Annotated in this window: 25 protein-coding genes; 16 read left to right on the top strand and 9 right to left on the bottom strand. The window is 46.5% G+C overall.

From position 1 onward, the window contains the following. The first annotated feature begins 101 nt into the window (after positions 1-101). Positions 102-1886, top strand: a complete 1785-nt coding sequence (locus tag ACKU41_RS13010; protein WP_321401358.1) for a hypothetical protein — start codon at positions 102-104, stop codon at positions 1884-1886. 229 nt (positions 1887-2115) lie between these two features. On the opposite strand, the gene ACKU41_RS13015 is transcribed toward ACKU41_RS13010, so the two are convergent. The 3 genes from ACKU41_RS13015 to ACKU41_RS13025 form a co-directional block, all read right to left on the bottom strand. Beyond that, positions 2116-3162 (bottom strand): methyltransferase domain-containing protein, encoded by a 1047-nt coding sequence (locus tag ACKU41_RS13015; RefSeq protein ID WP_321401361.1) that lies wholly within the window; start codon positions 3160-3162, stop codon positions 2116-2118. 126 nt (positions 3163-3288) lie between these two features. After that, a complete protein-coding gene (locus ACKU41_RS13020) occupies positions 3289-3807 on the bottom strand; it encodes a DapH/DapD/GlmU-related protein (protein ID WP_321401362.1) in 519 nt (172 codons plus the stop codon). Positions 3808-3830: 23 nt separating this feature from the next. After that, positions 3831-4748, bottom strand: coding sequence for a glycosyltransferase family 2 protein (locus tag ACKU41_RS13025; RefSeq protein WP_319777814.1), 918 nt, complete (start codon positions 4746-4748; stop codon positions 3831-3833). A gap of 93 nt (positions 4749-4841) precedes the next feature. Here ACKU41_RS13025 and ACKU41_RS13030 point away from each other — a divergent pair, with 93 nt between their 5' ends. Beyond that, complete coding sequence (locus ACKU41_RS13030; protein WP_319777815.1) at positions 4842-5759, top strand: WxcM-like domain-containing protein; 918 nt, start codon at positions 4842-4844, stop codon at positions 5757-5759. 40 nt (positions 5760-5799) lie between these two features. Next, positions 5800-6909: a DegT/DnrJ/EryC1/StrS family aminotransferase gene (locus ACKU41_RS13035; RefSeq protein WP_321401364.1), complete on the top strand. Its 1110-nt coding sequence runs from the start codon at positions 5800-5802 to the stop codon at positions 6907-6909. Between the two features lie 16 nt (positions 6910-6925). Here ACKU41_RS13035 and asnB read toward each other — a convergent pair whose 3' ends face one another. The 6 genes from asnB to ACKU41_RS13065 form a co-directional block, all read right to left on the bottom strand. Further along, entirely contained in the window at positions 6926-8887 is a 1962-nt protein-coding gene (gene asnB, locus ACKU41_RS13040) for an asparagine synthase (glutamine-hydrolyzing) (protein ID WP_321401366.1), read from the bottom strand. Between the two features lie 89 nt (positions 8888-8976). Next, positions 8977-9975, bottom strand: coding sequence for a KpsF/GutQ family sugar-phosphate isomerase (locus ACKU41_RS13045; RefSeq protein ID WP_321401368.1), 999 nt, complete (start codon positions 9973-9975; stop codon positions 8977-8979). Between the two features lie 7 nt (positions 9976-9982). Next, positions 9983-11194 (bottom strand): type II secretion system F family protein, encoded by a 1212-nt coding sequence (locus ACKU41_RS13050; RefSeq protein ID WP_319777819.1) that lies wholly within the window; start codon positions 11192-11194, stop codon positions 9983-9985. An 8-nt stretch (positions 11195-11202) separates the two neighbouring features. Next, positions 11203-11979: a type II secretory pathway component PulC-like protein gene (locus tag ACKU41_RS13055; RefSeq protein WP_321401372.1), complete on the bottom strand. Its 777-nt coding sequence runs from the start codon at positions 11977-11979 to the stop codon at positions 11203-11205. A 10-nt stretch (positions 11980-11989) separates the two neighbouring features. Continuing rightward, positions 11990-12904: a response regulator gene (locus ACKU41_RS13060; protein WP_321401374.1), complete on the bottom strand. Its 915-nt coding sequence runs from the start codon at positions 12902-12904 to the stop codon at positions 11990-11992. Further along, positions 12901-14160, bottom strand: a complete 1260-nt coding sequence (locus ACKU41_RS13065) for an ATP-binding protein (RefSeq protein WP_321401377.1) — start codon at positions 14158-14160, stop codon at positions 12901-12903. Before ACKU41_RS13065 ends, ACKU41_RS13060 begins: the two co-directional genes overlap by 4 nt. 199 nt (positions 14161-14359) lie before the next feature. On the opposite strand from ACKU41_RS13065, the gene ACKU41_RS13070 reads away from it, so the two are divergent. The 13 genes from ACKU41_RS13070 (at position 14360) to pseB (ending at position 24865) form a co-directional block, all read left to right on the top strand. Continuing rightward, on the top strand, positions 14360-15724 hold the full coding sequence (locus ACKU41_RS13070; RefSeq protein ID WP_321401379.1) for a WD40 repeat domain-containing protein: 1365 nt from the start codon (positions 14360-14362) through the stop codon (positions 15722-15724). A 31-nt stretch (positions 15725-15755) separates the two neighbouring features. Beyond that, the gene (gene gspG, locus ACKU41_RS13075) at positions 15756-16217 is read left to right on the top strand and encodes a type II secretion system major pseudopilin GspG (protein WP_319777824.1); all 462 of its coding nucleotides are present in this window, start codon (positions 15756-15758) and stop codon (positions 16215-16217) included. Positions 16218-16236: 19 nt separating this feature from the next. Continuing rightward, the gene (locus ACKU41_RS13080; protein ID WP_321401381.1) at positions 16237-16665 is read left to right on the top strand and encodes a prepilin-type cleavage/methylation domain-containing protein; all 429 of its coding nucleotides are present in this window, start codon (positions 16237-16239) and stop codon (positions 16663-16665) included. A gap of 2 nt (positions 16666-16667) precedes the next feature. After that, entirely contained in the window at positions 16668-17033 is a 366-nt protein-coding gene (locus ACKU41_RS13085; protein ID WP_321401384.1) for a type II secretion system protein, read from the top strand. After that, complete coding sequence (locus tag ACKU41_RS13090) at positions 17030-17611, top strand: prepilin-type N-terminal cleavage/methylation domain-containing protein (RefSeq protein ID WP_321401386.1); 582 nt, start codon at positions 17030-17032, stop codon at positions 17609-17611. Before ACKU41_RS13085 ends, ACKU41_RS13090 begins: the two co-directional genes overlap by 4 nt. Further along, complete coding sequence (locus ACKU41_RS13095) at positions 17598-18545, top strand: type II secretion system protein GspK (RefSeq protein ID WP_321401389.1); 948 nt, start codon at positions 17598-17600, stop codon at positions 18543-18545. The genes ACKU41_RS13090 and ACKU41_RS13095 overlap by 14 nt, the downstream gene beginning before the upstream one ends. A gap of 42 nt (positions 18546-18587) precedes the next feature. Beyond that, positions 18588-19700: a hypothetical protein gene (locus ACKU41_RS13100; RefSeq protein ID WP_319777829.1), complete on the top strand. Its 1113-nt coding sequence runs from the start codon at positions 18588-18590 to the stop codon at positions 19698-19700. Positions 19701-19714: 14 nt separating this feature from the next. Beyond that, positions 19715-20212, top strand: a complete 498-nt coding sequence (gene gspM, locus ACKU41_RS13105; RefSeq protein WP_321401392.1) for a type II secretion system protein GspM — start codon at positions 19715-19717, stop codon at positions 20210-20212. A gap of 9 nt (positions 20213-20221) precedes the next feature. Beyond that, a complete protein-coding gene (locus tag ACKU41_RS13110) occupies positions 20222-20968 on the top strand; it encodes a hypothetical protein (RefSeq protein WP_321401394.1) in 747 nt (248 codons plus the stop codon). Positions 20969-21061: 93 nt separating this feature from the next. Then, positions 21062-21634 (top strand): class I SAM-dependent methyltransferase, encoded by a 573-nt coding sequence (locus tag ACKU41_RS13115; RefSeq protein ID WP_321401396.1) that lies wholly within the window; start codon positions 21062-21064, stop codon positions 21632-21634. Positions 21635-21753: 119 nt separating this feature from the next. Then, positions 21754-22743, top strand: a complete 990-nt coding sequence (locus ACKU41_RS13120) for a polysaccharide biosynthesis protein (protein ID WP_321401398.1) — start codon at positions 21754-21756, stop codon at positions 22741-22743. Continuing rightward, the gene (locus ACKU41_RS13125) at positions 22743-23888 is read left to right on the top strand and encodes an aminotransferase class I/II-fold pyridoxal phosphate-dependent enzyme (RefSeq protein WP_321401400.1); all 1146 of its coding nucleotides are present in this window, start codon (positions 22743-22745) and stop codon (positions 23886-23888) included. Before ACKU41_RS13120 ends, ACKU41_RS13125 begins: the two co-directional genes overlap by 1 nt. Next, entirely contained in the window at positions 23885-24865 is a 981-nt protein-coding gene (gene pseB, locus ACKU41_RS13130) for a UDP-N-acetylglucosamine 4,6-dehydratase (inverting) (RefSeq protein ID WP_321401402.1), read from the top strand. Before ACKU41_RS13125 ends, pseB begins: the two co-directional genes overlap by 4 nt. Positions 24866-24869 lie beyond the last annotated feature (4 nt).

Raw genomic sequence — 24869 nt, forward strand, 5'->3', positions numbered from 1 at the left:
TAGACAAAAAAAATGTAAGTGTATATTTCGTACAGGTTATTTCAGGGCTGCTTTGTAATTAGCAGATATAGATAAATCGCCCATAATTAATGAGTTTCCCAATGAATAGAAAGAATATACCGTTAATTTTTTCAGCATGTTTTTTAGTTGTCTCGACTGCTGTAATTCTCGTCTCTTTCGGCAATTATTTTGACATCTCTGATGAAGGGCTGGCTGCTTACTTGTCACTGTTCGGTGAACAAGCCATCTGGCCTCAGCAGTTTCATTATATTACTCATGCCTGGGGAGAGCTTTTTGGGCATTCTTTGCTGGTTTATCGATTGCTTTATTTTGTAATGGTCTTTTTGGAGTGCTTTGTATTTACTTTTACAGTTTATGTTTACTACAACATTTCATCACACAAAGATAAGCTGTCATTCTTTTTGAATTTGTTTTTTTGCAGCGCAGCTGTTCAGTTCATTTTTGCAGTATTTACTACTCCGTCATATGACTCATATGCAGCCTTTGGGGCTTTTTTATGGGCCAGTATGTTTTTGTTGGTTCTTACAGACTGCGGTAACATAATTAAAAACCTTGCTATCTCGCTTCTTTCTTCTGCTTCTATACTTATTGCTCTCATGGCAAAACCAGCTACAGGCCTTGCATTCGTTCTGGGAATACTTTTTTTATTGCCATGTTTCAGGTATTTTTTGAGCATGAAAATTTTCAATGATTCTGTGTGGTCAGCATACTTAGGACTTGTGATCGGAGCTGGGCTTTTCATTTTAGTTTTGGGTGACGATGCTGCTCGTGTTGCAGAAATTTATGGCTCATTGGGGGGAGGGGATGTTTACTCTTTACCAAAATTATTAGCGAGACATATACGTGATATATTTCTTTTTACTCTTTATGCTGGCTGCTATTTGGTGTTGTGGTTCTTTTTGTTTAGATTGTTAAAGCGGGGAACTGTTTTTGGGAAATTGTTTTTTTCTCTTCTTTTTGCAGCATTGCTGGTATTTACTTTCGGTCATATAAGACCTTTACCCACTGCTTTTTACCACTTTGATGTTTTAGGCCTTCCTATAAGTAAACTTCTGCCTTCTACAATTGATACTCCGAAGGCAAAGATGATAACTTATATGGTTTCTTTGGGGTTGGCTGTTTTGCTTTTTGGGAGTGGTATCACCAAGAGACTAACTTATAATCAAAGAAAAGATGTTCTTTTTTTTCTTGTGATCTTTTTTGCTGCTCTTGCCGCCTATGCGGGAACAGCAGCTAACCTTAATTGGCATATGCATAGCGTAGCAGGGCTTGTCGCTGCACTTCCTGTCGTGTTTTATCTTTTACGGTTATCCCATAGTGAGTGTGAAATTAAAGTCTTTGCGTTCCCCTTGCTGGCTTTTGTTGTACTAGGACTTTCCCATCAATATAATAATGTCCTTGCCCACTATTATAGATGCCCCCCTCTGGGGGCACAGAATTCGGTCTCTAAATCGAGTCAATTTTTAAAAAATGTTAATATTGATTCAGATCGAGCTGAAATGATAGACCGTATCTCTAATGCTTTGGACAAAGTTGAATTTAACAGATCCCAAGACAGTCTTTATGTTTATCCTGCAGCTCCCGGACTTCTTGCTGCTGTGAATGCTAAGGCTTTTGGATCGTTATGGTCCACTACAAAGCTGATTGATTTTGATTGTTATTCATTTTCTTCTGAAAAGAAACGTCCAGATGAAAACGTGTATATATTAAGGGGAGGCGATGTGCCTCCCAAAACTAAAACATGCTTTCTTGAGCGATTGAAACCAGCCAATAATTATAAACTTGTCCCTTTGGGAGATTACTTTAATTTTCGGCAGGGTGAGGTGTTGCGTTATTATCTTGAAGGCCCTTATATTTTCTTTTGATTGCTTGCGCTTTACATCCGTTTTGTGATGTTCGCAGAGATTTATTTAATAGCAGGGCTCGTCTCATTTCTAGGGTATATACCTCAAGCTGGGTATGCCTGAACATATTTTTGAAGTTAAGTTCTTTCTATCCAGAAAGACAGGTTTATATAACAACAAATAACATCTTAATGATCTTTTTTATTGTTTCTATTGCTGCGTTCCTGCGGATGTCTTTTATGGAATGAGTTTAGTCCTTTACGCCCTTAAATCTGATTAATCCGCCGTTGTCTTTTATGAATGGAATTTTACTAGCTACAAAATCAGTTGCTTTCAATAGTTGTAGAGCTTTTTTGTGTCCCATCATATTGATTAAATGTGGAGGGAAGTAAAAATATGTATACGATTTTACACTTAGGCTGTTTTTAGTAAGCCATTTTTTGATGTTGGATTTTGATATGAGTGCTTCCGGTCCAGCTTCTTCTTTCCAAAGCGGAAAGAGGAGCATCATCAAGTCAAAAACAAACCTGAAGATTGTTTTATTGTTCTCACTGCCGAGAAATACGCCGCCTTTTTTAAGCGCTCTTGAAATTTCTGAACATACATCTTCAGGGCTCGGAACATGATGTAGAACTCCATAGCATAAAGCTAGGTCAAAGCTTTCAGTTTGGACAGGAATGGCAAGAGCGTTGGCAGCCATAAAAGAAACTTCAGCCTTAACTTTTCCTTCAAGTTTAAGCTGTTGATACGTAGCGTTTGCTGTTTGCAGAAGTTTTGTTGAAAGATCAAAACCGATTATTTTTGATGGCTGTGAATAGAAGTACTTTGTGAAGCGTCCCTGAGCACAGCCAATTTCTAATATATTTGTATTATCGGAAATTTCATCTTTCCATTCTTCCAGCACAATTTCATCTGCGCATGTCCAAGTTGTTTGTTCGGAAAATTCGGTATAGGTCTGCTCTTCGTTGTCTGCGAACCAGTCTGAGTGTCGTTGTTGCTCAAGTTCAAGCTCATTTCCTGTATTATTTGATTCTGACTGTTTTCTTTGCTGAAGATTAACAGATTTAAGCCTGTCTTTATGTTTTTCCCAAAAGGAGTCCAATTTGCTTTGGTAAGCCAGCGGCCCTGTAAGCAGGTCTGCAACTCCATGCTCGATTGGGTACCATTCATTACATGCCTTGCAGTATAGAACTCCATCGTGGATTTCTTTTGCAGAAGATGAGGACTCAAAATTTATGTGCTCAAGTTTGTTTTTGCATTCAGGGCAACATAGTAATTTAATGTGTTCAATGTACATATTGAATCCTTTGCTTTGTGTTTTTGAATTAAAACAGTGGTGTTATTTGAAGAATATTTCAATGCGTTTACATGAAATAGTGCATATTAATCTTGGTTAAAAGCTACCTTAGTGTATCGAAAGCTTTTATCTTTTTTTATATATAGTTGCAGGATTTCCAAAAGCAATACAGTTAGGTGCGATGTCTTTTGTTACTACTGATCCTGCTCCAATTACACTTCCTTCTCCTATCTCCACGCCAGGAAGAATTATCGAATTTGCTCCGATCCAGCAATTGTCGTGAACAACAATACGGTAGCCTATATCCGGCTTTTGGGATGAAGTGTAGTCATGCCCCGTAGAATAAAAGCAAACATTAGGGCTGACGAGAACATTATTTTTAATAATAATTTCTGAATTCTCGGCGATTAATCCTGGAAAAAAATTACATCCCCTATTCAGCTCAACATCTGAGCCGACATGGACTTTGTGGGGGTAGCGTATGTATACCTGATAATCTATAAGCGTTCTTTTTCCTTTGTTTTTCAATAAAATTTTGTATGCAGCGTTTCGTATAAATGGTGGCATTATTTCAAGTAAAAGATAAACGAGGTGGTACGCCCATGAATAGTATTGAAACAGGCTGATTTTAGTTTTGTGGTCCAAGTGGAGTACTCCCGAAATAAAAATTACTTCTTATGTTTTCGCCTTACACAAAACTGTGGCGTTTTATTCTGGCTCAGAAAAATTCTTCCTACGTATTCTCCAACCAAACCCAGCATGATCAACTGTGCACCAGAGAAAAAGGCTATAAGTATCACTGTTGTGGGCCAGCCTGCCGGGATGTTGGAGTTGAAAAATTTATTTATGGTAATGAAAATGGTGTACAGCAGTGCGAATCCGCTGATTCCAAACCCAAGCATAGTGGCAAAGCGTAACGGCAGCAAAGAGAAGTTGACGAACATGTTCATCCAGAGACGAAGCAGTTTTGCTAAAGTGTAGCCTGACTCACCTTCTTGCCGGGCACTGTGTTCAACCTCAACTACACCATATCTATCTGTCACCCTGAAAATCAGCCCGTCAATATATGGGTAGGGGCCGTCATATTTTGTGATTTCGTTTATTAAAAAGCGGTTCAGGCATTTAAAGCTGCACAGGTATAGGTCCTTGGGTTTATTCAGCAGCACGGTCGCCATGAGACCGTTAAGTGCACTCCCCATGTTTCTGAACCAGTTATGTTTTTTTTCAGGGTATGAGGCGTAGACAACATCGCAATCATTTTTTTGCGCGTAATCCAGAAGACTCAACACTTCTTCCGGCGGGTTTTGAAAGTCGTCGTCCATGATAACGGCATAATCGCCGGTAGAATGACTTAAGGCGGCCATAACGGCGTTGTGCTCCCCGTAGTTTTTTGACAGCTCAAGATATGTTACAATATCGGGGTGTTGCTTTTGTATGTCACAGCAGACGCAGTCGCTTGAATCTTTACTCCCGTCATTAGCGAGTACTATTTCCAGCGGTTGGGGGAGTACCTTTATCAGAGTCTCAACAAGTTGCTTAATTGTGTTTTCTGAGTTATAAACAGGTATAATAATACTTATTTTCATTCTTGTTTTGGGCCTCCTGCCCTCTTGAAAAATTTAAGTGCTATATAGGTTATTTTCAGGTCAAGGTCTAGCTTCAAAGTTAAAGAGCAAATTATGACAGATATTTTTTGTGCAGATGATAGTGTCTATGGAAGTCCTTTTTCAATAGGAAATAAATCTTATATACAACACCATTCAACAATCGGTGATAACGTTACTATAGGTGATAATTGTCTTATTCAGTCTAATGTTGTCATTGATGACAACGTCCATATTAAAAACTCTGTAACAATCAAATCAAACGTATGTATCTGTAAAGATACTATTATTGAAAGTGGAACCTGTGTCGAATCTGGAACGGTATTTATTTCGGACCGTTTAGCCTCAAGCCGGGAAGCAGGGTGTGCCAAGGTGGGGCGTGACGTTATAGTTGGTGCTAACTCTACTATTTATCCGGTTAAAATAGATGCTAATTCAATAATTAAGCCCGGATCAGTTGTTACACGGGATGTTCCGCATAATTCTATCGTTGCTGGTAATCCAGCAAAAATAATTGATTATGTTGATACTGATGTAGCCAACGATCAAAAACCCCTCTCTGTTTACGGGGACAAAAAGCCATATATATCTAAAACCGGCGCTATCGTTTATTCAATACCGACCTTTTCAGATATGCGTGGCGATCTTTCTGTTTTAGAGTTTGAACAATTCTTACCCTTTTCTGTTCAACGGGTGTTTTATACATATAATATTGATACTGAGATGGTTAGAGGCGAGCATGCACATATTGAGTGTAAGCAGTTTCTAATTGCAATTGCCGGCTCATTGAATGTTGTCTGTGATAATGGATTCGTACGTGAAGAATTTGTGTTGAATACTTCGCAAAAAGGGTTGTATATTCCGCCTAAATGCTGGGGAATACAATATAAGCACAGTAAAGATAGCGTATTGCTTGTTTGTGCATCAATGGCATATGATTCAGATGATTATATTCGTGAATATGATGAGTTTATAAAATATATCAATAGTTAATATATTTAAATCTTTTACTATTTTCTGGTGCAGGTTGGTTATGTCAATTTATGTATGGGGTTATCTCAAAGAATATGAGATTGAAAAGGATGAAATTTTTGCGGCCATAACCAATGTCCTTGAGTCCGGCAAACTAATCCTCGGGCCGAATGTTTCCGAATTTGAAGAAAAATTTGCAGCATATTGCGGCACAGAGTTTGGGATAGGCGTTGATAACGGCACCAACTCTCTGGTCCTGGCTTTACGGGCGCTCGGCATAGGTGAAGGTGATGAAGTCATTACTGTCTCCAACACAGCTGTGCCCACTGTCTCTGCCATTGTCTCTGCCGGAGCAATTCCTCGTTTTGTGGACATTGATCCTCAGACTTATCTTATGGATACTGATCAGTTGGAAGCTGCTGTCAGCAATAAAACCAAGTGCATTCTTCCTGTGCATCTCTATGGGCAATGTGTCGATATGGACGCTGTCAATGAGGTTGCAGACAAGTATGGCCTCAAGGTACTTGAGGACTGTGCGCAGGCTCATGGGGCAGAGTTCAAAGGACGGAAGGCCGGCTCTATGTCCGATGCATCCTCTTTTTCATTCTATCCTACTAAGATCCTCGGTACCTACGGAGACGGGGGGATGGTATTAACTTCCAGTGAGTCTGTTCGTGATAAAATGAAAAAACTTCGCTTTTACGGCATGGAATCCACCTATTACGCAAAGGAGCATGGTTACAATTCACGGCTGGATGAAATTCATGCTGCGATTCTACTTGGTAAGCTTGCCCATCTGGATGATTACGTGAGCAGGAGAAAAGAGATTGCTTCCAAATACGACAGCCTGCTTGCCGATTCCGGACTGACATTGCCGGTTGCTGCCGAGAATAATTCCCACGCGTATTACTTGTATGTCGTCCGTCATCCTAAGCGCGACCAGATTATGGAAAAACTGAAAGAGAACGATATTTTTGTAAATATCAGCTACCCATGGCCTATCCATACCATGGATGGATATGCCCGGTTCGGAGGTAAAGAGGGCGACCTTCCGCATACGGAACTGGCTGCAAAAGAAATATTCTCCCTGCCTATGTTCCCAACTCTTGCTGATGAAGATCAGGAAAGGGTTTGTGAAGTGCTTAAAGGAATTCTTAGTAGTTTTGACTAAGCAAGTCTAAACTATCTCAAATCTCCCACCTTTCACACCATCCCTGAAACATCAACACATTCCAGATTTTGTACTGGTTATCTTTAATACCGGTCAGGTGCTCGTTCCAAGCGAGGCGCACTTGGCCGGTATTGAAATATCCTTCGCGGTCCAGACGGTCCGAGGCGAGGAGTTCTTCGGCCCATTCGCGTAGTGGACCGCGCAGCCAGCTGTCGATGGGGACGCCGAAGCCCATTTTGGGACGTTCTATCATTTCCTGAGGTACGTATTTGTACAGAATTTCCCGTAAAATCTTTTTGCCCTTACCGTTAGCCATGCGCAGGTGCATAGGCAACCGTTGGGAAAATTCCACAATTTCATGATCCAGAAACGGGGCGCGGGTCTCAAGGCTGATTCCCATGGCTGCCCGGTCAACTTTGGCCAGAATATCGTCCGGCATATAGTTGGCCGCGTCCATGAACTGCATCCACATGGTCAGGTTGTCCTGCGGCGGCTGGCGGTTGGCGTGCTGGAACGGTCCCCTGAATTCATTGGCTCCGCGAACCACTGCCTCGGGATTGAGCCAGATCGAAGTCAGGTCCCGATAATAGTCTGCTGCAGACTCTGCACCCATCACATCTGCCAGCTTATGCAGCTTCTGGCCCGGTAAACGCATCTGCAGACTGGGGGGCAGTAAAGGCCCATACATTTTGAAGACTTTGTCCCAGCTTTGCGGAGAAATGTTGGCAATCATTCTCGCAGCTGTTTTACGCAGGGGTACGGGAATGTTTTCCAGCCTGCGCCACAGGGAGCAGCCTTTTACATGCCGGTTGTAGCCTGCGAAAAGCTCATCCCCGCCGTCACCGGATAAAGCCACGGTGACATGCTCACGGGTCATGCGCGAGACAAGGTGTGTGGGGATCTGAGATGAATCGGAAAAAGGTTGGTCCCATATCTGCGGGATTTGCGGAATGACATTGAGAGCATCCTTAGGAGTCACGTATAATTCCGTATGCTCGGTGCCGATATGTTTGGCTACAGCTTTGGCATCTTCGGCTTCGTTATAAGCTTCATCCTCAAATCCGATGGTGAATGTCTTGACCGGAGCCAGCGCGCATTGCTGCATCAGGGCAACGATGAGTGAAGAATCCACTCCCCCGGAAAGGAAAGCTCCCAGTGGAACGTCAGAGATCATTTCCCGTTCAATCACTTTGAGCAGCAGGTCTTCCAGCGTTTCTATAATTGCTTCATCCGGGGCGGTAAAAATCCTGTTCTCGGCTTCACGGGCGCAGTCCAGCAGGGACCAGTAAGGACGGGGTTCCATAAGTTGTCCATCTGGACGCAGACAGGTCCATGTGCCGGGCATAAGGCAGAAGGTTTTTTTGAAGATGGTGCGTGGGGCGGGCACGTAGCAGTAACGCAAGTAGGCTGCCAGTGAGTCGCGATCCACCTCACGTTTGAAATATTTTTTGTAGCTCATGAGCGCTTTCAGCTCCGAGCCGAATAGGAAGTTATCGCCCTGACGTGAGTAGTAGAGAGGCTTTTCACCCATGCGGTCACGAGCGAGAAGCAGGCAATGCTCTTTGCGGTCCCAGATGGCTATGGCGAACATGCCGCTGAATCGTTTAAGGGCGTCTTCAAAGCCCCACTGCTCAACAGCTTCCAGCATGACTTCAGTATCGGAGTGCCCACGCCAGCCGGGAAATCCTTCAGCCAGTTCGAGTTCCGCACGCAGCTCGCGGTAATTGTAGATTTCGCCGTTGTAGACGGTCACATAGCGGCCTGATTTGGAATGCATGGGCTGCACTCCTTCTTCGGTCAGGTCGATGATGGCTAAGCGGCGATGGTCAAGGCCCACGCCCCATTCAGGATCAGCCCATTGTCCGGAACCGTCAGGACCGCGCATGTTCTGGGCTTCGCCCATCTTACGGGCTATGCGTTCAAGACGGTTGGCATCAGATGAACGGGTAAGGTCAATAAAACCAGCGATTCCACACATTATTGCCTCCGGCGGCTTAAACCCTTTTGCAAAAGGGTTAAGAATCCCAAAACCTTCTGTTAGGCTTTGCCGCGTGAATATAAAAACTGTTAGCTGCGTGCGTTATCCGCAAACTTAAGCCGCCCTTTGCCTAGCAAGTCGTGCAGATGAATCATACCGGTGATGGTTCCGTTTTCATCCACAACGGGCAGTACGGTGATCTCTTTGGATTCCATGATATCGAGGGCCTGCGCCGCGGACATGTCCGGGGTGATGCGCAAAGGATTTTCGACCATGACTGAACTGGAGACGATAGTTGTATCAAATCGGCCGGAGCAGACCAATCTGCGCACGTCTCCATCGGTGATTACGCCGGAAAGTTTGCTGCCCTGCGTGAGGGCGACGAGCCCTAATCCGCCTTTGTCTAGCTCGGTCAGGGCTTCGGATAGCGGTGCGTTCTGGGCTGCGGTTGGGATGTTGTCCGTATGCATGAGTTCGCTGATGCAAAGGGTCAGTCTGCGTCCCAGTGATCCGCCGGGATGAAATTTTTTGAAATCATGACTGTCAAAGGCCTTGTGATCCATGAGGCAGACCGCCAGAGCATCGCCCATGGCAAGTGCTGCGGTGGTGGATGATGTGGGAGCCAGTCCGTGGGAGCAGGCTTCGCAAGGAACTTTGGTCTTGATAACGATGTCCGAGAGACGGCCCATAGTTGAATCAATTTCCGAGGTGATTGAAATAATTTTGGTACCGAAGGAACGGATCGCAGGGAGCAGGGCATTGAGTTCGTCGGTTTCACCGCTGTTGGAAATGGAGATAACCACATCTTCCGCCCGGACCATTCCCAGGTCTCCGTGGGCTCCTTCAACGGGATGCAGGAAAAATGAAGGGGTCCCGGTGGAGGACATGGTGGCGGCGATCTTGCGGCCTACCAGTCCTGATTTACCGAGTCCGGTGATGATCACACGGCCTTTACAACCGGCCAGCATTTCGACGCCTTTTGCAAAATTAAGGTCAAGGGAATTGCGGATGGAGGCAAGTCCCTGTTCTTCAATCTGAAGAACTTCCTTGCCCCGTTTTATAAAGTCTGAAAGTTGTTTTTCGGTCATTTGTTACCTATTTTACGAGCGAGGTCAGGTCGAAAATCGGACCCATGATAGCGACGACAATGAAGGCGATGAGCATACCGATGAACAGCAACAGCATAGGTTCGGCCAAGGCCACCACGCGCTTCATGAAGTTGTCCACATCTCTTTCGAATATTGTGCCCATGCGTTGCAGGAATTTGCCCAGTTCACCGGATTTTTGCCCGGCCGTGAGGGTCAGAATGTAGATGTCGGGGTAGATTTTCTGTTCCGCAAGCACTGCGCTTAAAGAACGCCCGGTGGCTACTTCTTCGCGGGCTTCTGCCATTTTTTTTCTGAAAAATGTGGATTTAACTGCGTTGGCGGAGCTCTCCATGCCCTGAACAAGGGGAATACCGGCATCGATCTGGAATCCGAGAATACCTGAAAAACGGGCCAGGGTAGATTTCTGGACCAAAGGCATTTTCCAGAGCATTGCATCCACTTTTTCCCGGAATTTAGGCACAGATTTATATGCGCTGATCAGAGCAAATATTATGCACAGCGGGATGATCAAGGCCATGGGACCGAGCCCTTCAAGAGTGTTGCCCAGTGCCACTACGATTTTGGTGGAGGTGGGCAGTTCTCCTTTTGCCGCTTTGAATATGCCGGTGATCTTGGGCAGAACTTCGGAAAGAAGGAAGTAGACAGCACCCATGCCAATGAGCAGAATGACCACCGGATAAACCATGGCAGTCATGAGGCGTCCGCTTACTTCAGCGCGCTCCTCTTCGTATTTGGCTATGTTTTCCAGTACGTCACCTAGTTTACCAACGGATTCGGCAACCTGAACCATCCCGACATAAACTTGCGGAAAAATCTTGGGGTATTTGGCAAGACAGGAGGAGAAGCTTTCACCGGACTGTACTGCATCACGGATTTCCATCCATGTATGGCTGGCTTGACCTCCGGTCATGCGGGCCATCATATCAAGAGACTGGGCCAGTGCAGTTCCGCTCTGCAGCAGGATGCCGAGATAGTAGAACGATTCGCCCAGCCTGATTTTGCCGCCCATGGACATGGATGCAGCCAGAGACTGAGTTGAACTTTTTTCTTTCTGGCCTGATTTAACCTGTTCAAGACGCAGGGGCATCAAGCCTTTGCTTTGCAAAGTGGCAAAAGCCCGGGATTGGGAGGAAGCTTCGACAAAGCCTTTTTTCTTTTTCCCTTCGCCTGTTACAGCTCTGTATTGATAGGTGGGCATTAACGGTCCTATTTAAGTTCGACAATGAGCGATAGCATCTGTCCTTTGCGCTCCACATCCATGGCTATGGCAGTGGCGCTGCCAAGTGATCCGTAAATCTGCAGGAGTTTAGTCGGCCCGGTAATCATTTCACCGTTTATGCGCATGAGCACATCTCCGTTTTCCAGACCAAGTTTTTTGAGCATGGAATTGGATTTGATGTTGGTGACCCTGAACCCTTGGGTTTTGCCGCCCTTGCTGTTGGGCTTGAACAGGGCCTGCTTAAGAAAAGCGTTGGGGTCGTCCAGAATTTCTTTTGCTTCTGCTTTGTTGACAGTGATCTTATTGGTTTTTCCGCGTACCAGCTTCAGGCTTTTAACCTGATCCCACATGGCTATTTTCTTTTGTTCACGGCCATATTTCCAGATGACATACTGGGGTTTTATTTCTGCAAGAGTCCAGCCTTCGTATTCCTCACCTTCGCGCAGGATAACGGTGTCATTTTTGATCCGGAAAACAGCCATATCCGATTCTCCGGTCAGGATGCCCACAAGCATCCATGTGGCGGGGGTGACGGTGGCTTTTTTTTGTATTTCAGCAGGATTGTCCAAGCCAAGAATGTTCTTTTCAATAACCAGCTTGGAATCTTTTTCAATTTTACTTGCCGTATCAGAGGAAAAAGATTTGCCTAGAATAGGCGCAGTTGATTTGGGTAAGGGAATAAACGACGACACAAGATAAGCCGTTGCCAGCCCGAAAGCGAGCGGCCACAGCCATGCCGGAAATTTGGTGGCTTTAAGCTCCATTAAAAATATCCTATTTATCTTCCTGTTCAGCGTAAGAATGGTAGTTGTTTTTAATCCACTTGTCCATACCCTTGGTGTCGTGGTAAATGTCTAATCTTAATAGCCTTTTTCTGGTTGTCTTAGCCGCGCTGTAATAAAAAAGCCTCACTTTTCTGGAAAGCCGGGCACTGAAGACGTTCTGGGTTCCCTTCACCTTGTGGATGTTCATGCCTGGTGTCCCGGCATCCTGAACGTCAAAACGGATCAGGGTTTCGATGACTTTTTTGAACAGCTTGAACTGAGTGGAATACACTTTTTCGAGGTCGGCGATAAAGCTGGGCATGGCCTCACTTTTGGTCAGCAGGGATTCCAGAATTTCTGTTACTCTTTCAAATCCTTTACCGGCCCCAGCTGTTTTTTCGGTTCTGCTTTGTTCTTCAAGGCGGCGCTGCTCATCCTGAAGCTGCTCCACCTCTTCTTCCAGCAATTGATGATACCCTTTGACCTCTTTCATTTCAGCCATGAGGGTATTGACCTGTTCAGCGGTTTTTTTGCTTTTGCCGAGATAGAAACGGAGCATGCGCAGCAGGTGGTCTTCGGTCACCGGCTTGGGGATGAAGTAGGTGAAGACGTCGGACTGGGCTTCATCTGTGGCTTCGGCATCCATTCCGGTCAGCAGGATTACCGGAATGTACGGGTATTCCTCACGGATATAAGGTAGTATATCGACCCCGCTTAAACCTGATCCTTCGAAATGAACATCCAGCAGGATAACATCAGGTTCTTCCTCTGATTCCTTGAGAAAAGCCAGAAAGGAGACCGGATCGTAAAAAGACTCATGTTTTTCTAGAATTCCCGCGTCGCTGAGGATTGAAACAGTGTATTCGTGCAAACGAGGATCATCGTCTGCCAATACAAAAAATAAGGGGTCCTGTTCCGGGGTCATTGCTTCTCTCCTACTGCTGGAATAGCCCCTGCGGGACCGAAGGTCCCAAGGGGAATAAGTATGGTTACTTCAAGCCCTTTACTGCCCAAAGTTTCTGTGTTTCTGGCTGAAATGTCAAAACTCATATTGTCGCCGAAAAATTTAACAAAGATAGTGCCCTGTCCCATTGCGTGACCTTTTCGTTTGGCGGACGGAACGGCCCTTTTAAAAAGGTCGGGCAGGCTGTCTTCGGAAACACCGCCGCCAGTATCTGTAACCCTGAGGCGTGCGTAATTGCCCTGAACATCAGCGTTAACTGATAATCTCGGTTTGAAGGCCCTGAATTCTTCACTGCCTTTTCTTAATAGATCTATCTGGCGCAGTTCCATGGCAGTCTGACTGTTTCTGATCAGGTTAAGCAGGATCTCCCATGTTTTGTAGCGGTCAATAAGGATTTCCTCTTCCCGGTGCTTCCAGTTTCCAAAGTCGAATTGCAGGTCCAGTTGCTTCCGGGAGTGTTTCCGGTCATTTTCAAGCCTATCTGTAAGATTGGCCGCCAATTCGTCAAGCCCCACCAGTTGCGGTTTGAAAGATAGTCTTTTTTCAAGGTCGCGCAGGTGCTCGACAATGCTCTCTTCAAAAGGGGTGACTATCTGGTTATACAGTTCCCGTTCCTTGACCTTGGGCAGGTCATTTACGATGGTATGAATCTGGGATTTCCAGGAATTTTGCAGGACCATCAGTTCATCCTTAACCATGTTGGCCTGGGTGATCATGTCATCTGTGAGCTTTTCCGTGGCAACCATAAGTTCCAGCTGCCTGCGTTTCTGGCGTTCTTCGCGGATTGATTTTTCACGGTCCACTTTTTCCCGGTCCGCAGGAGATTTGCGTTTGGTCATGATGAACATGAAGACAATGGCCACCACGTAAAGGGTCATGAAAGAGCGGCTCAGGAATAATTTTGAGGAAAAGTTTCCGGTCATATACAACAGCCGCGAAAAGATGAAGGCAAAGAAGATGTTGAAAAAACCGACATAAGTCATAGTTTCCCTGCCGCCTAGACGCCATGAAAAGTATAGACTGGAAACGACCAGAAAAATACAAAAAATATAATGCCGGGCAATACTATCTGTCATTAGGTCAAAAAGCACATAGGCCAGAACATAAAAGGCGGCCAGTACCGGTAGCCTCCAGCTGACGCTCTTCAGGTGGTGGTTTCTTTTGTGTTCTGTATTGCCTGACAGATAGTTGGTGATTTTTTTTAATGCTGTTTTCATTTGCTCAAACGGAAGAATGTATTGTTTTGCTATCGGCTTCTTGTGCCGTATTACCGGGGTATGGGCAAGAAGTGTTTCTGGTTCGTGCTTGACTTTTGCGTGCTCTGCCTTAACAAAACCTGTTGTAAAGTGCGATTGCATTGCCCGTGGCGGTGTCTTATGGTGTTTGCAAAATTTCTTTCCTGAAAATGAAGGAACTATGAATACAAAGTCAACTATTCTGGCCTTGGCTGCTCTTGTTTTTTTGCTTTTCGGCTGTGCTAAACAGCCTTCTCCGCAAACAGACGAACCCGGTTTTGTCACTGATGAAAGTCTTGACGTTTCCAGATTGGTTGGTCAAGCTCCGCTCAGCCTTGCCGGGTTTGTGGAATATTGTGCTTCCCAGCAGTACTCCCCGCTGGACAGCATATACAACCGTCCTCCTGATGACATGGCCGGTAATTACTTCGTGCGGCTGAGCAAAAACAAAGAAGTAGTTAATCTGGCTGAAAAGGTGACTACTTTTGTGCAGGAAGGAAATGTCCTCGCCGCCGGATTTAATAGCGGGGTTGTTCGCCTGTTCGGCGGGCATGGTTGTGCTGCGGTTCAGGCTGTTTCAAAACCTGTAAACTCGGTTTCATGGTTTCCGGGATCAAATTTTCTTGCTGCGTCTTCCGGTGAGAATAAGGTTGTTGAAGTATTCAATATAAATGAATGCTCCAGAGTGCGGATTCACGATGTGAACAGTACCGTGGACTTGTTTGCCCTCTCGCCTAGGGGAAGCTGGCTTGCGCTGGTCGATAAGGCCCGCAGGCTCTGGGTCGGTCCTGCTGCCGGGAAACTTCACAAGATTGACCGTTTTACCTATCAGCCGCTTTCCCTGACTTTTTCTGATGAAGAGGGGATTCTTATGGGTGTGGATACCACTGGTAAAATGGTCATGTGGAGCCCGCTCAAACTTACCCGTATTTACGACCAGAAAATCAAGGGCGGACCCTTCAAGTCCGTGCAGGCCCACGGCCCCCGGCTCAATATTGTTACTGAAAAGGGGGAACGTTTTCAGTGGGATGTCAGTCAGCGGGTCAGGTCTCCCTTTTATGAACAGGAGGACGGTTTTTTCCTGAGGAACGGAGTCCTGTTATATCGCTCTCCAAGAAAGGTTTTTTCCAAGAAAGTTTCTTTTACCCCCGCTTCTTTTGCTGTCGACCATTCTCCTTCAGGCAGGGTTTACCGTATCAGGGATGTTGACGGGACTTTCAGGTATTATTCTTCGCTTAGCGGTGAACAGCTAAAGGAAACGGCTGATTTTGCCGACTGGAAGAAGGTGCGGCTTGGCCGGGATTATACTTTTTCCGAGCGTGGCCGGGAGTTCTTTCTTGCCGTTCCCATTGCTCAAAGGGAATTTCAGAGGTTGTATTGCAGATATATACCAAGTAAAGGGTATTACCTCTGGTGGAAAAAAGTGTCCCGACCGGATGATTATTTCAAGTCCCGCGGTATGCTTCCCCGCCGTGAAGGGATTGCAGCGGATTCTCCAATTGAGTGGGAATCTCTGGAGAGAGGAAAGACCGATATCAGGGATTAGTGCCCTGACATTTTAATAAGCAGAGGATATTATGCAGAAAAGAAGAATTCGTATGGCTGACTTTAAAAAAGATCAGCGTGGTTTCAGTCTTATTGAGTTGATGATTGTTATTGTTATTCTGGGGCTGCTGGCGTCCATGCTGGTGCCCAAAATTATGGACCGGCCTAACGAGGCTAGAGTCACCAAAGCCAAGATGGACATGAAGGCTCTTGATTCCGCCCTGAAACTTTACAAGCTGGATACCGGCCGTTACCCCACCACTGAGCAGGGACTTAAGGCTCTGATTACCAAGCCGGAAACCCGCCCTGTTCCTCGTAACTACCGTAAAGGCGGCTATCTTGATTCCGTGTCAGCTCCTGTTGATCCTTGGGGTTATGAGTATATCTACAGAAGTCCGGGTGAGGAAGGGCGTCCTTATGAACTGATTTCCCTCGGCGCAGACGGTATGGAAGGCGGGGAAGATTACGACGCCGACATTAAAAGCTGGGAATAGCGGGAATCAATAAAATATTATGGATATGCATGCTGCCCGCCGTTTCTCCGGCGGACTGACTTTCATAGAACTTTTGATTGTTCTGTTCATTGTGGGCATGGGCTGGTTTACGCTCATGCCCAATCTTGATCTTGCCGGTGATAGCACGGACGACAGTCTCAGTTCAGTCAACGCTCTCGTTTATGCGGCAAAGACAGAAGCCGTGGTGAGTGATTCCCGCCAGTATGTGTACATTAACTTCGAGAATGGACTTGTCAGATGGGATAAAGAGGAGGCTTCCTTTTCTTCGGCTGTATCCAGCGGTCATTTCAATGAATCTCCCATTGATGGAGACGAGGTTGAGTTTGTTATTTATCCTGAAGGTTTTTGCGATGAAGTGCGGCTGGTCTTTTCAGATGGTTTGACCGTTGTTCTGGACCCGCTGGCGGTTCGGTTCGGGGAGATGTAGCTGTGGCGCAGAAGAACGGATTTTCGCTTATAGAAATCATTGTGGCCCTGACCATTGCCGCAACGCTGTCCATAAGTTTTCTGGGTGTGCAGCGTCAGAGTGCTCTTATGGCGCAGTCTTCTACTGATTCGTGGAATGTCCTCAATCTTTCTCAGGATATTCTGGCTCATAAATATCCAGATAAAATGACTGTTCTTTCCTCCAGCTGGGTTCCCTGGCCCGGTCCTCCTGAAGGAAGTTTCAAGGTCGGATTGGAAACGGTTTCTTCCACCGGTAAAGCTTTCTACACTCTGGAAACCCGTAGCGAAAATTATACCCTGAATTGGAAAATCTACCGGGTTTCACACAAAAAGAAGCTGTTTAAATGATTTTTTTTCAACGCAACCATATCCCCAGTGATTCTCAAAAGGGTTTTTCACTTATTGAAGTGCTTATCGGGCTGGTCCTTTCCGGGCTGCTGATGAGTATGGTTGCCATGGTGCTTGGGCAGTCGATCACAAATAATGAGGTCGTCCGCTCCAGCTCAGGGCTTTCATCCCGCATGTTCACTTTACGTCGTATCCTTTATCGGGATTTGCAGAATATCAAGCCCGGATCTTCTGTCGGGGAACTTGAAAACGGGTTCTCTCTGGCTACAAGTCATTGTATTTTAAGAGATGGGGTCGGCTCTGTTGTGGTAACATGGGATCTTTCTTCGAATATGATCAGGCGTATTGAAACTTCGGATGATCTTGAGTTCGAGAATTCATATCTCTTAATGCGCGGTCTTGAATCATGGGGCATGGAATTTCTTGATGCGGAGAAGAATATCTGGCTGACCAGTTCGCAGCAGGTAGCCAGAGCAATGAGCGGTAATGCTGTGACCAAGGCGATTAGACTGAAACTGAGATTTGAAGACGGCAAAGATGTGATGCTTGTCGAGAGGATTCCTTATGCTACGGAATAATCGCGATAAAAATTCACGCGGAGTTGTTCTGGTTATCGTGCTGGTTTTGTTCATGGCCCTGTCCGGACTGACTCTGATGACTATTGAGGTCAGTTCCCGTGGTGCAGTTGAAGCCAGCCGGGTCCGCAATGAATATGAGGCCGGGTTCAAGGCTGAAGAAGCGTTGTACATGGTTTATGATATACTCAAGGATGATAATACTCCCTTTTCTGATACACCGCGTGAAGAGTGGGCCAGGAAGTGGGAGGACGATGGACTTGTGATTCAAATTACTCCCTGCGACAGCAAGATAAATATCAATAAACTGATCGAGTCCTCTGACAGCAAAAGGGCTTTGTCTATTTTGAGCAACCTGCTTCCACGCGGGGCTGACGTAAAAACCATGGCCGGTAGCCTTGCAGTCTGGACGGGTAAAAGTGTTAACTCCAAGCTGAAGAAGATTGATTCTTTTTTTTACGCATCGCAATTCCCGTCTTATGCTCCTCGGGGCGGTAAACTGAAAGTCCCTGAAGAACTTCTTTTGGTCCGCGGATGGGAGGATTTGGGCCGGGAATGGGTTGATGATAATGTTACCGTCTGGGGCTCAGGTAAAATAAATATCAATTTTGTGTCACGGAGCCTTTTAAATGCTTTGTTCCCGGATCTGGGTAAAGGTGTGGAGAGAATTATACATTGGCGCAGAACTAGAGGTTTCACTGATATCAGTCAGGTTCTTTCTGTTGTCGGGTTGGATTCAGGATCCACACTTTATATGAATATGATGGCAGAGTTGGGAGTGAAATCAGAAATTTTCGAGGCAAGGGTTTCGGCCACTGTGGGGGACTGCACGTTGGTCAAGAGGTATGTAGTTTCGCGTAGCAATGCTCTTGAAATCGGGGAAACTTCGCTTCTATACCAAAATAATATTTCGGTGACTTTTGTGGAAGATCAGTAAATGGACAAACACCCTGCTAACAGGTATAGGACAAAGCCATAGATGGCCTTTAAAAAAATTGTATATATACTTTCATTCAAGGGAAATGGACACCGGTGGATGATGTTTGACGGCAAGACCCTTTCGGAATCGGAAGGACCTGCTGAAAAGAACAGGCATCCGGTGGTTGCCTTGTTGCCTGATCCCCTTTTCTTTTTCTTTAAGCCCCGCGGGGCCATCAAGGCCCGCCATGCCAAGTCTGCGACTATTATGCAGATGAATTATTCATTTCCTGCGAAGGGAGATAAATTCAAGGTTTTGCGTCCTTCCGGCGGGGCCGTGCTTGGTTACAGTGAACATGACCTGCTGAACCGTTTTCTTGACCTGCATCGTGATGTTCTGGCCAAAGCAACGGTATTGACTTCTGAATTTACAGTTTGCTGGAGAGCTGCGGTTGCTGAAGGTCTTTCCGTGTGGAACTGGAAAGGACAGGGCATGCGCCTTCTTGCCTGTGAGGATGAGCTGACTTATTTCCGTGGCGGTGAGGGAGAGTTCGCAAGCAGGCTTGAACGGCTAGGACTTGAAAGTGATCCCGAACAGATGGATCTGGAAAAAGCATGCGCAGTTCTGCATAAAAAGAAGATCCGTTGGTCCAGACTTAACTTGGTCAGCGGAGTCCGTTCAGGAACCGACAAATCAATAGTTATCGACTATAAGCCCTACGCAGTGGCTGCAATACTGGTTTCATTGATCGGAGTTCTTTTTATCGCCGGACAATATCACCGCTGGCAACAGAGCAGCGTGCAGGCAAAAGAGTGGCGTGGCAAACTCAAGGAAGTTTATGTCAGTGCTCTTGGGCCAAACCCCGGATCTGACCCTTACGGAAAGATCTTATACAAGCTGGACCAGCTTAAAAGCGGCGGTGAGAGCGGCGGTGTTGATGTGCTCGGTCTGCTGGCTGTGCTTAGCGAAAGCGCGCCTGTCGGCATTGAGATAGAAGGATTTTCTCTTGGTGCTGATTCCGGTAATATCCGCGGTAAGGTTAGCAGCTATGAAGAATTGGATGCCATGATGGAAAAGCTGGCTGCTGACAGCCGGTTCAATTTTGTGCTGGAACAGGCCAATAATATTGAAGGCGGCATCAGCATAAGTCTGCGTGCTGAGTATAACCGCTAACCTCAGGTAGTGTAATGGATCTGGAGAGATTTTATATCTGGCAGGACTGGCCTGCGGAAAAGCAGAAGCTTTTTTTTGCAGCTTTGGTTGCGGGATGGGCGTTGATTCTTTTTATGATCTGGTCCGGGCTGGCCGAGTCGCAATCCAAAGCTGAGCGGACTATACTTTCCAGTAAGCAGAAGTACGCCAAGGTGGTTCCTCTGGTGGAGCAGCTTAAGGCTGGAGAATCTTCCCGCGGAGCACTGGTGGACCGGGAACCCATGACCGCGGCTCAGCAGGTTGTCCGTGATCTTGGGCTTGACGGCAGGCTGGCTTCCTTGCGTCCCTTGCAGGCCGGAGCGAATTCTGGACAGGGGGTGCAGGTTCTGCTTGAATCTCTGAATCTACCGGAGCTGGTGGCTCTGCTGCGTGATTTTAATGTGCGCGGAGCCTTGAAGGTTACAAATTTCAATATCAACCACAGGCTGGACTCCCCTGAGTTGGCTGATGTGCAGATCATTCTTGTCAGGTAGGTCAGCCGGATGAAATTTATCCCCAATATTTCTTTAAAATTTTCTTTTAAAAAAACGCTCAAGGCTTTTTTTCTGTTTCTGGCAGGTCTGATTCTGGGGGCTTTTCTGTTTATGCCCTGGGAAGTGGCATGGTCACAGGCCTTTAAACTGGCTGATTCCAAAATATCCAAGGCCACTATTCAGTGGGGCGATTTCATAAGTGCCGGACCTTTTTCCTTCGAAGTAACAAATGTTTACGTGACCACGAATAAAGGGCTGACCATCACAGTGCCCCAGCTTGGCGTTTCGCTCGGTTTTTCTCCGCTTATTGAGGTGCGGGTCAATACCGGACCGACCTTGACCGCAAGGTTGTTTCAGGCCAAATCCCTGACCCTTGGCGGCGGGGTTGATCTGGCAAAATTGATCCAGATGGACGGGCTGGGCGGTAAAGTCCGTATTACTTCTGATGTGGGTTTTCCTGAATGGGGAGCTCCGCCGCGCACAGGTAGTCTTGTGGTTCGCTCAGATGCTGTTGAAATTCCCGGCGGGATGATTGCTGAAGACGTCAATGTGAACGCCGTACTGTCAGGCAAGCAGTTCCAGCTCAACTCCTTCAGTTGCGGACAGCCGATCCCGGTAACAGCCAAGGGCAGTGCTACTCTGGATTGGAAGAGATTGCCGAATTCGTCTTATACCATCAGCGGTACGACTACTTTCGGCACCACCGAGCGACAGTTTTCCAAATCCGGTAAGCTTAACAAGTATCTCAGGTTTTAGTTTGAATGCCTTCGGCGACTCTGCCGGGGCCTTAAACCCTTTTGCAAAAGGGTTTAAGAATCCCAAAACCTTTTAGTGGGGATTCGCTGTCATATGATTTCTAATAATATTCTTTCTTTTGCCAAATCAGTTATTTGTGAAGTGGTGGAACCCGGCTGTATTGGCGTTGATGCGACTGTGGGCAACGGCTATGATACTGTATTTCTTTCAGAGATGGCCGGGTCCGAGGGGCGTGTTTTCGGTTTTGATGTTCAGGAACAGGCCGTGAAGCAGACTGAAGAACGACTCAATGAAGAGTGTCTGCCGCAAAACTGGACCATTTTTCATTCCGGGCATGAAAACATGCTTGAATTGATTCCTGCGGAATTTCATGGGCTGGTTAACGTCGTAATGTTCAACCTCGGGTTTCTTCCGGGCAGTGACAAGACGGTTATAACCAAATCCGAGACTACGCTCGCAGCGATCAAAGCCTCTTTGGAAATTCTTGCCAAGGGAGGTATGCTTTGTATTGCCATTTATGCCGGGCATCCCGGAGGTGACGAAGAGGATTTGGCCGTGCGTGAATACTGCACAGGACTGGATTACCACGCCTACCGGGTCATTCAGAGCGAAATGGTCAATAAGCCGGGATATCCCATTCGAATATTATTTGTAACCAAGCTTTAAAATAATTCCGCTTCCATGCTGCTGTAAAAATCCTCGCCATCGGGTGGGGATTTTTTTATTGTTCCACTAAAGGTCATTAGTTCATGTTCGCCAGTTATTATTCTTGAAGGAGAAAGTGGATGCTCAACAATAAATCCATCCTGATTACAGGTGGAACCGGCTCGTTCGGACAGAAGTTTGTGAAGACCGTTTTAAGCCTTTACAATCCGAAGCGGCTTGTTGTTTTCAGCAGAGATGAGTTTAAGCAGTATGAAATGCAATGCCGGTTTTCTCCTGTTGATTATCCCTGTCTACGTTATTTTTTAGGGGACATTCGTGATCCTGACCGTTTGCACCGGGCCTTTGCAAATATAGATGTAATTATCCATGCCGCCACATTGCATGATGTTCCTGCCTGCGAATACAATCCGTATGAAGCAGTAAAGACAAATATAATCGGCTCCCAGAATATTGTTGAAGCTGCCATTGATAGAAATGTGCCCAAAGTAATCGCCATTTCCACGGAAGAGGCGGCTAATCCGGTAAGCTTATTCGGAGCCACGAAACTGTGTTCAGACCGGTTGTTTGTCAGCGGCAATAGTTATGCCGGAAGCGGTGGAACTCGTTTTTCTGTTGCCCGATTCGGGAATTTTATAGGTTGCCAAGGAGATCTGCCGGGCCGCTTTTTGAAGGCATCCCTGAGTGGTAAAGTCCGCATTGCCGATCCAGAAATGACCCGTTTTTTTATGCCTGTACAGAAGGCTGTGGAATTTACCGTGAGCAGTCTTGAGGTAATGAACGGAGGGGAAATTTTTATTCCCAAAAGCCCAAGCATGAGTGTCGGTGGTATGCTGGATGCTCTTTGTCCTGATGCTGAGGTCGAGGTGAAAGGGCTGTCGCTTGGAGAGGAAAAGCATTGCGTGATGATTCCCGGAAGCGAGGCTGCAAATACATATGAGTATGATGACCGGTACGTCATACAGCCTGTCTACCGTTATTTTGAACGTGCAGAAGTAGGGGGAAGCGGGCAAAAGGTCGCTCAGGGTTTCGAATACGTATCAAATAAAAATGGGTACCGGATTTCAAAAGAGGAATTATGCCGATTGGCGGAAGTGCGGGGGAAATGTTGATGGGGGAAAAGATAATCCCTTACGGACGGCAGTTTATTGATGCAGAGGATGTTCAGGCAGTAGTTTCCTGTCTTGAATCTGGATGGCTTACCACCGGGCCTGCAGTAGAGCGGTTTGAAAGGAAAGTTGCGGACCGGGTGCGGGCCGGATACGGTGTGGCCTTCAGCAGCGGCAGCACCGCGTTGATGGGAGCCGTCGCTGCTCTCGGGCTTGGTCCGGGCGATGAAGTTATAACTACTCCCATTACTTTTGCCGCTACAGCCAATTGTATTCTGAATTGTGGGGCAAAACCTGTCTTTGCTGATGTCCTGCCGGATTCGCTGCTTATTGACCCGCAATCGGTTGAATCATTGGTCACTCCGGCAACAAAGGCCATATTCGCCGTGGATTACGCCGGACAGCCCTGCGACTATCCCGTTTTGCGGGCCATTGCCGATAAGAATGGCCTTACTTTGCTGTCCGATTGCTGTCACGGACTGGGGAGCGAACAGGGAGGCTTAACCCCGGCCCAGCAGGCAGATATAACTATTTACAGTTTCCATCCGGTAAAGGCTATTACCACTGGAGAAGGCGGGATGCTGGTCAGCGATGATGCCGAAATCGCAGCCGCAGCAGCAAGTTTCCGTAATCATGGCATAACCAGCGACTTCAAAAAACGCGAGCATTCAGCCTCTTATGTTTACGACATTGAAAGGCCGGGGGGAAATTACCGCCTGAGTGATATCCATTGTGCGTTGGGTTGCAGCCAGTTGGACAAGTTGGATTTTTTTTTAAGGGAGCGGGAAAGAATAGCCGGCATCTATGATGAAGTTTTCAGCAATTTCAGTGCTGTTGCGCCGTTACGCAGGGAGCCGGGGCATGCCAATCATCTCTATGTAGTCCGTGTTGATAACGCTGTGCGTGATGATTTGTTCCGTTTGATGCGTTCCGGGGGGATTATGGTTAATGTGCATTATCTTCCGGTGCATTTGATGACCCTGTACAGATGTGAGCTGGGTACGGGAGAGGGACTGTGTCCTGTTGCGGAGAAGGCGGCCAAGGAGATTCTTTCCCTGCCGATATTTCCGGGGCTGACAGCAGAGGAGCAAAACAGAGTTGTTGATGTGCTAAAAATTGGTTTGATCCAACTCGAGAGCGGAAAATGAGCTTTAAGAATAAGAGAATCCTGATCACAGGTGGGACTGGATCGTTCGGCCGGAAATGTGCGGAAATATTACTGCGTGAATATGATGTGGGGACAGTGATTATTTTCAGCCGTGATGAACGTAAGCAGCGGAATATGGCGGAAGAGTTCGGAGCACAGAGAGGCAGAATCCGTTTCTTCATGGGTGATGTCCGGGATAAGAAAAGACTGCACCGGGCCTTGAACGGAGTGGATATTGTTATCCATGCCGCAGCATTGAAACAGGTCCCGGCAGCGGAATTCAATCCTATTGAAGCGATCAAGACGAATATTGACGGGGCTTCAAATCTCATTGATGCCTGCATCGACATGAATGTGAGCAAGGTTATCGCGTTATCCACAGATAAGGCGGTAAATCCGCTTAATCTGTACGGGGCGACAAAGCTTTGCTCCGATAAACTCTTTGTGGCCGCGAATTCATATGCGGCTGAAGAAAATACAATTTTTTCCGTAGTTCGTTATGGCAATGTGCTGGGCAGCAGGGGCAGTGTTGTTCCTTTGTTCAGGAAAATGAAATCAACCGGCAGGCTTCCTGTTACGGACGAGAGAATGACCCGGTTCTGGATTACGCTGGAGCAGGGAGCGCGTTTTGTTCTTGAGCGGTTCGCTGATATGCAGGGGGGAGAAATTTTTATCCCCAAGATTCCCAGTACAAGAATAATTGATTTGGCCAAGGCCATCTGCCCGGAATGTGTAATAGATTTAGTAGGGATCAGGCCGGGAGAAAAACTGCATGAGTTAATGCTTCCTGAAGATGAAGCCCGCAACAGTTATGAATTTTCAGAGTATTATGTAATTGCCCCGGCATTTGATGGATGCGAATCCAGAAGCGGCGCATGTGCAGGCAAACCGGTCCCGGAAAATTTTTCATATGGATCAGATAGCAATCCGTGGTTTCTGGATGTGGATGAAATTTCAGAATTATTGAAAGATATGTAGGCTG

It is taken from the genome of Maridesulfovibrio sp., assembly GCF_963678865.1.
Lineage (GTDB): Bacteria > Desulfobacterota > Desulfovibrionia > Desulfovibrionales > Desulfovibrionaceae > Maridesulfovibrio.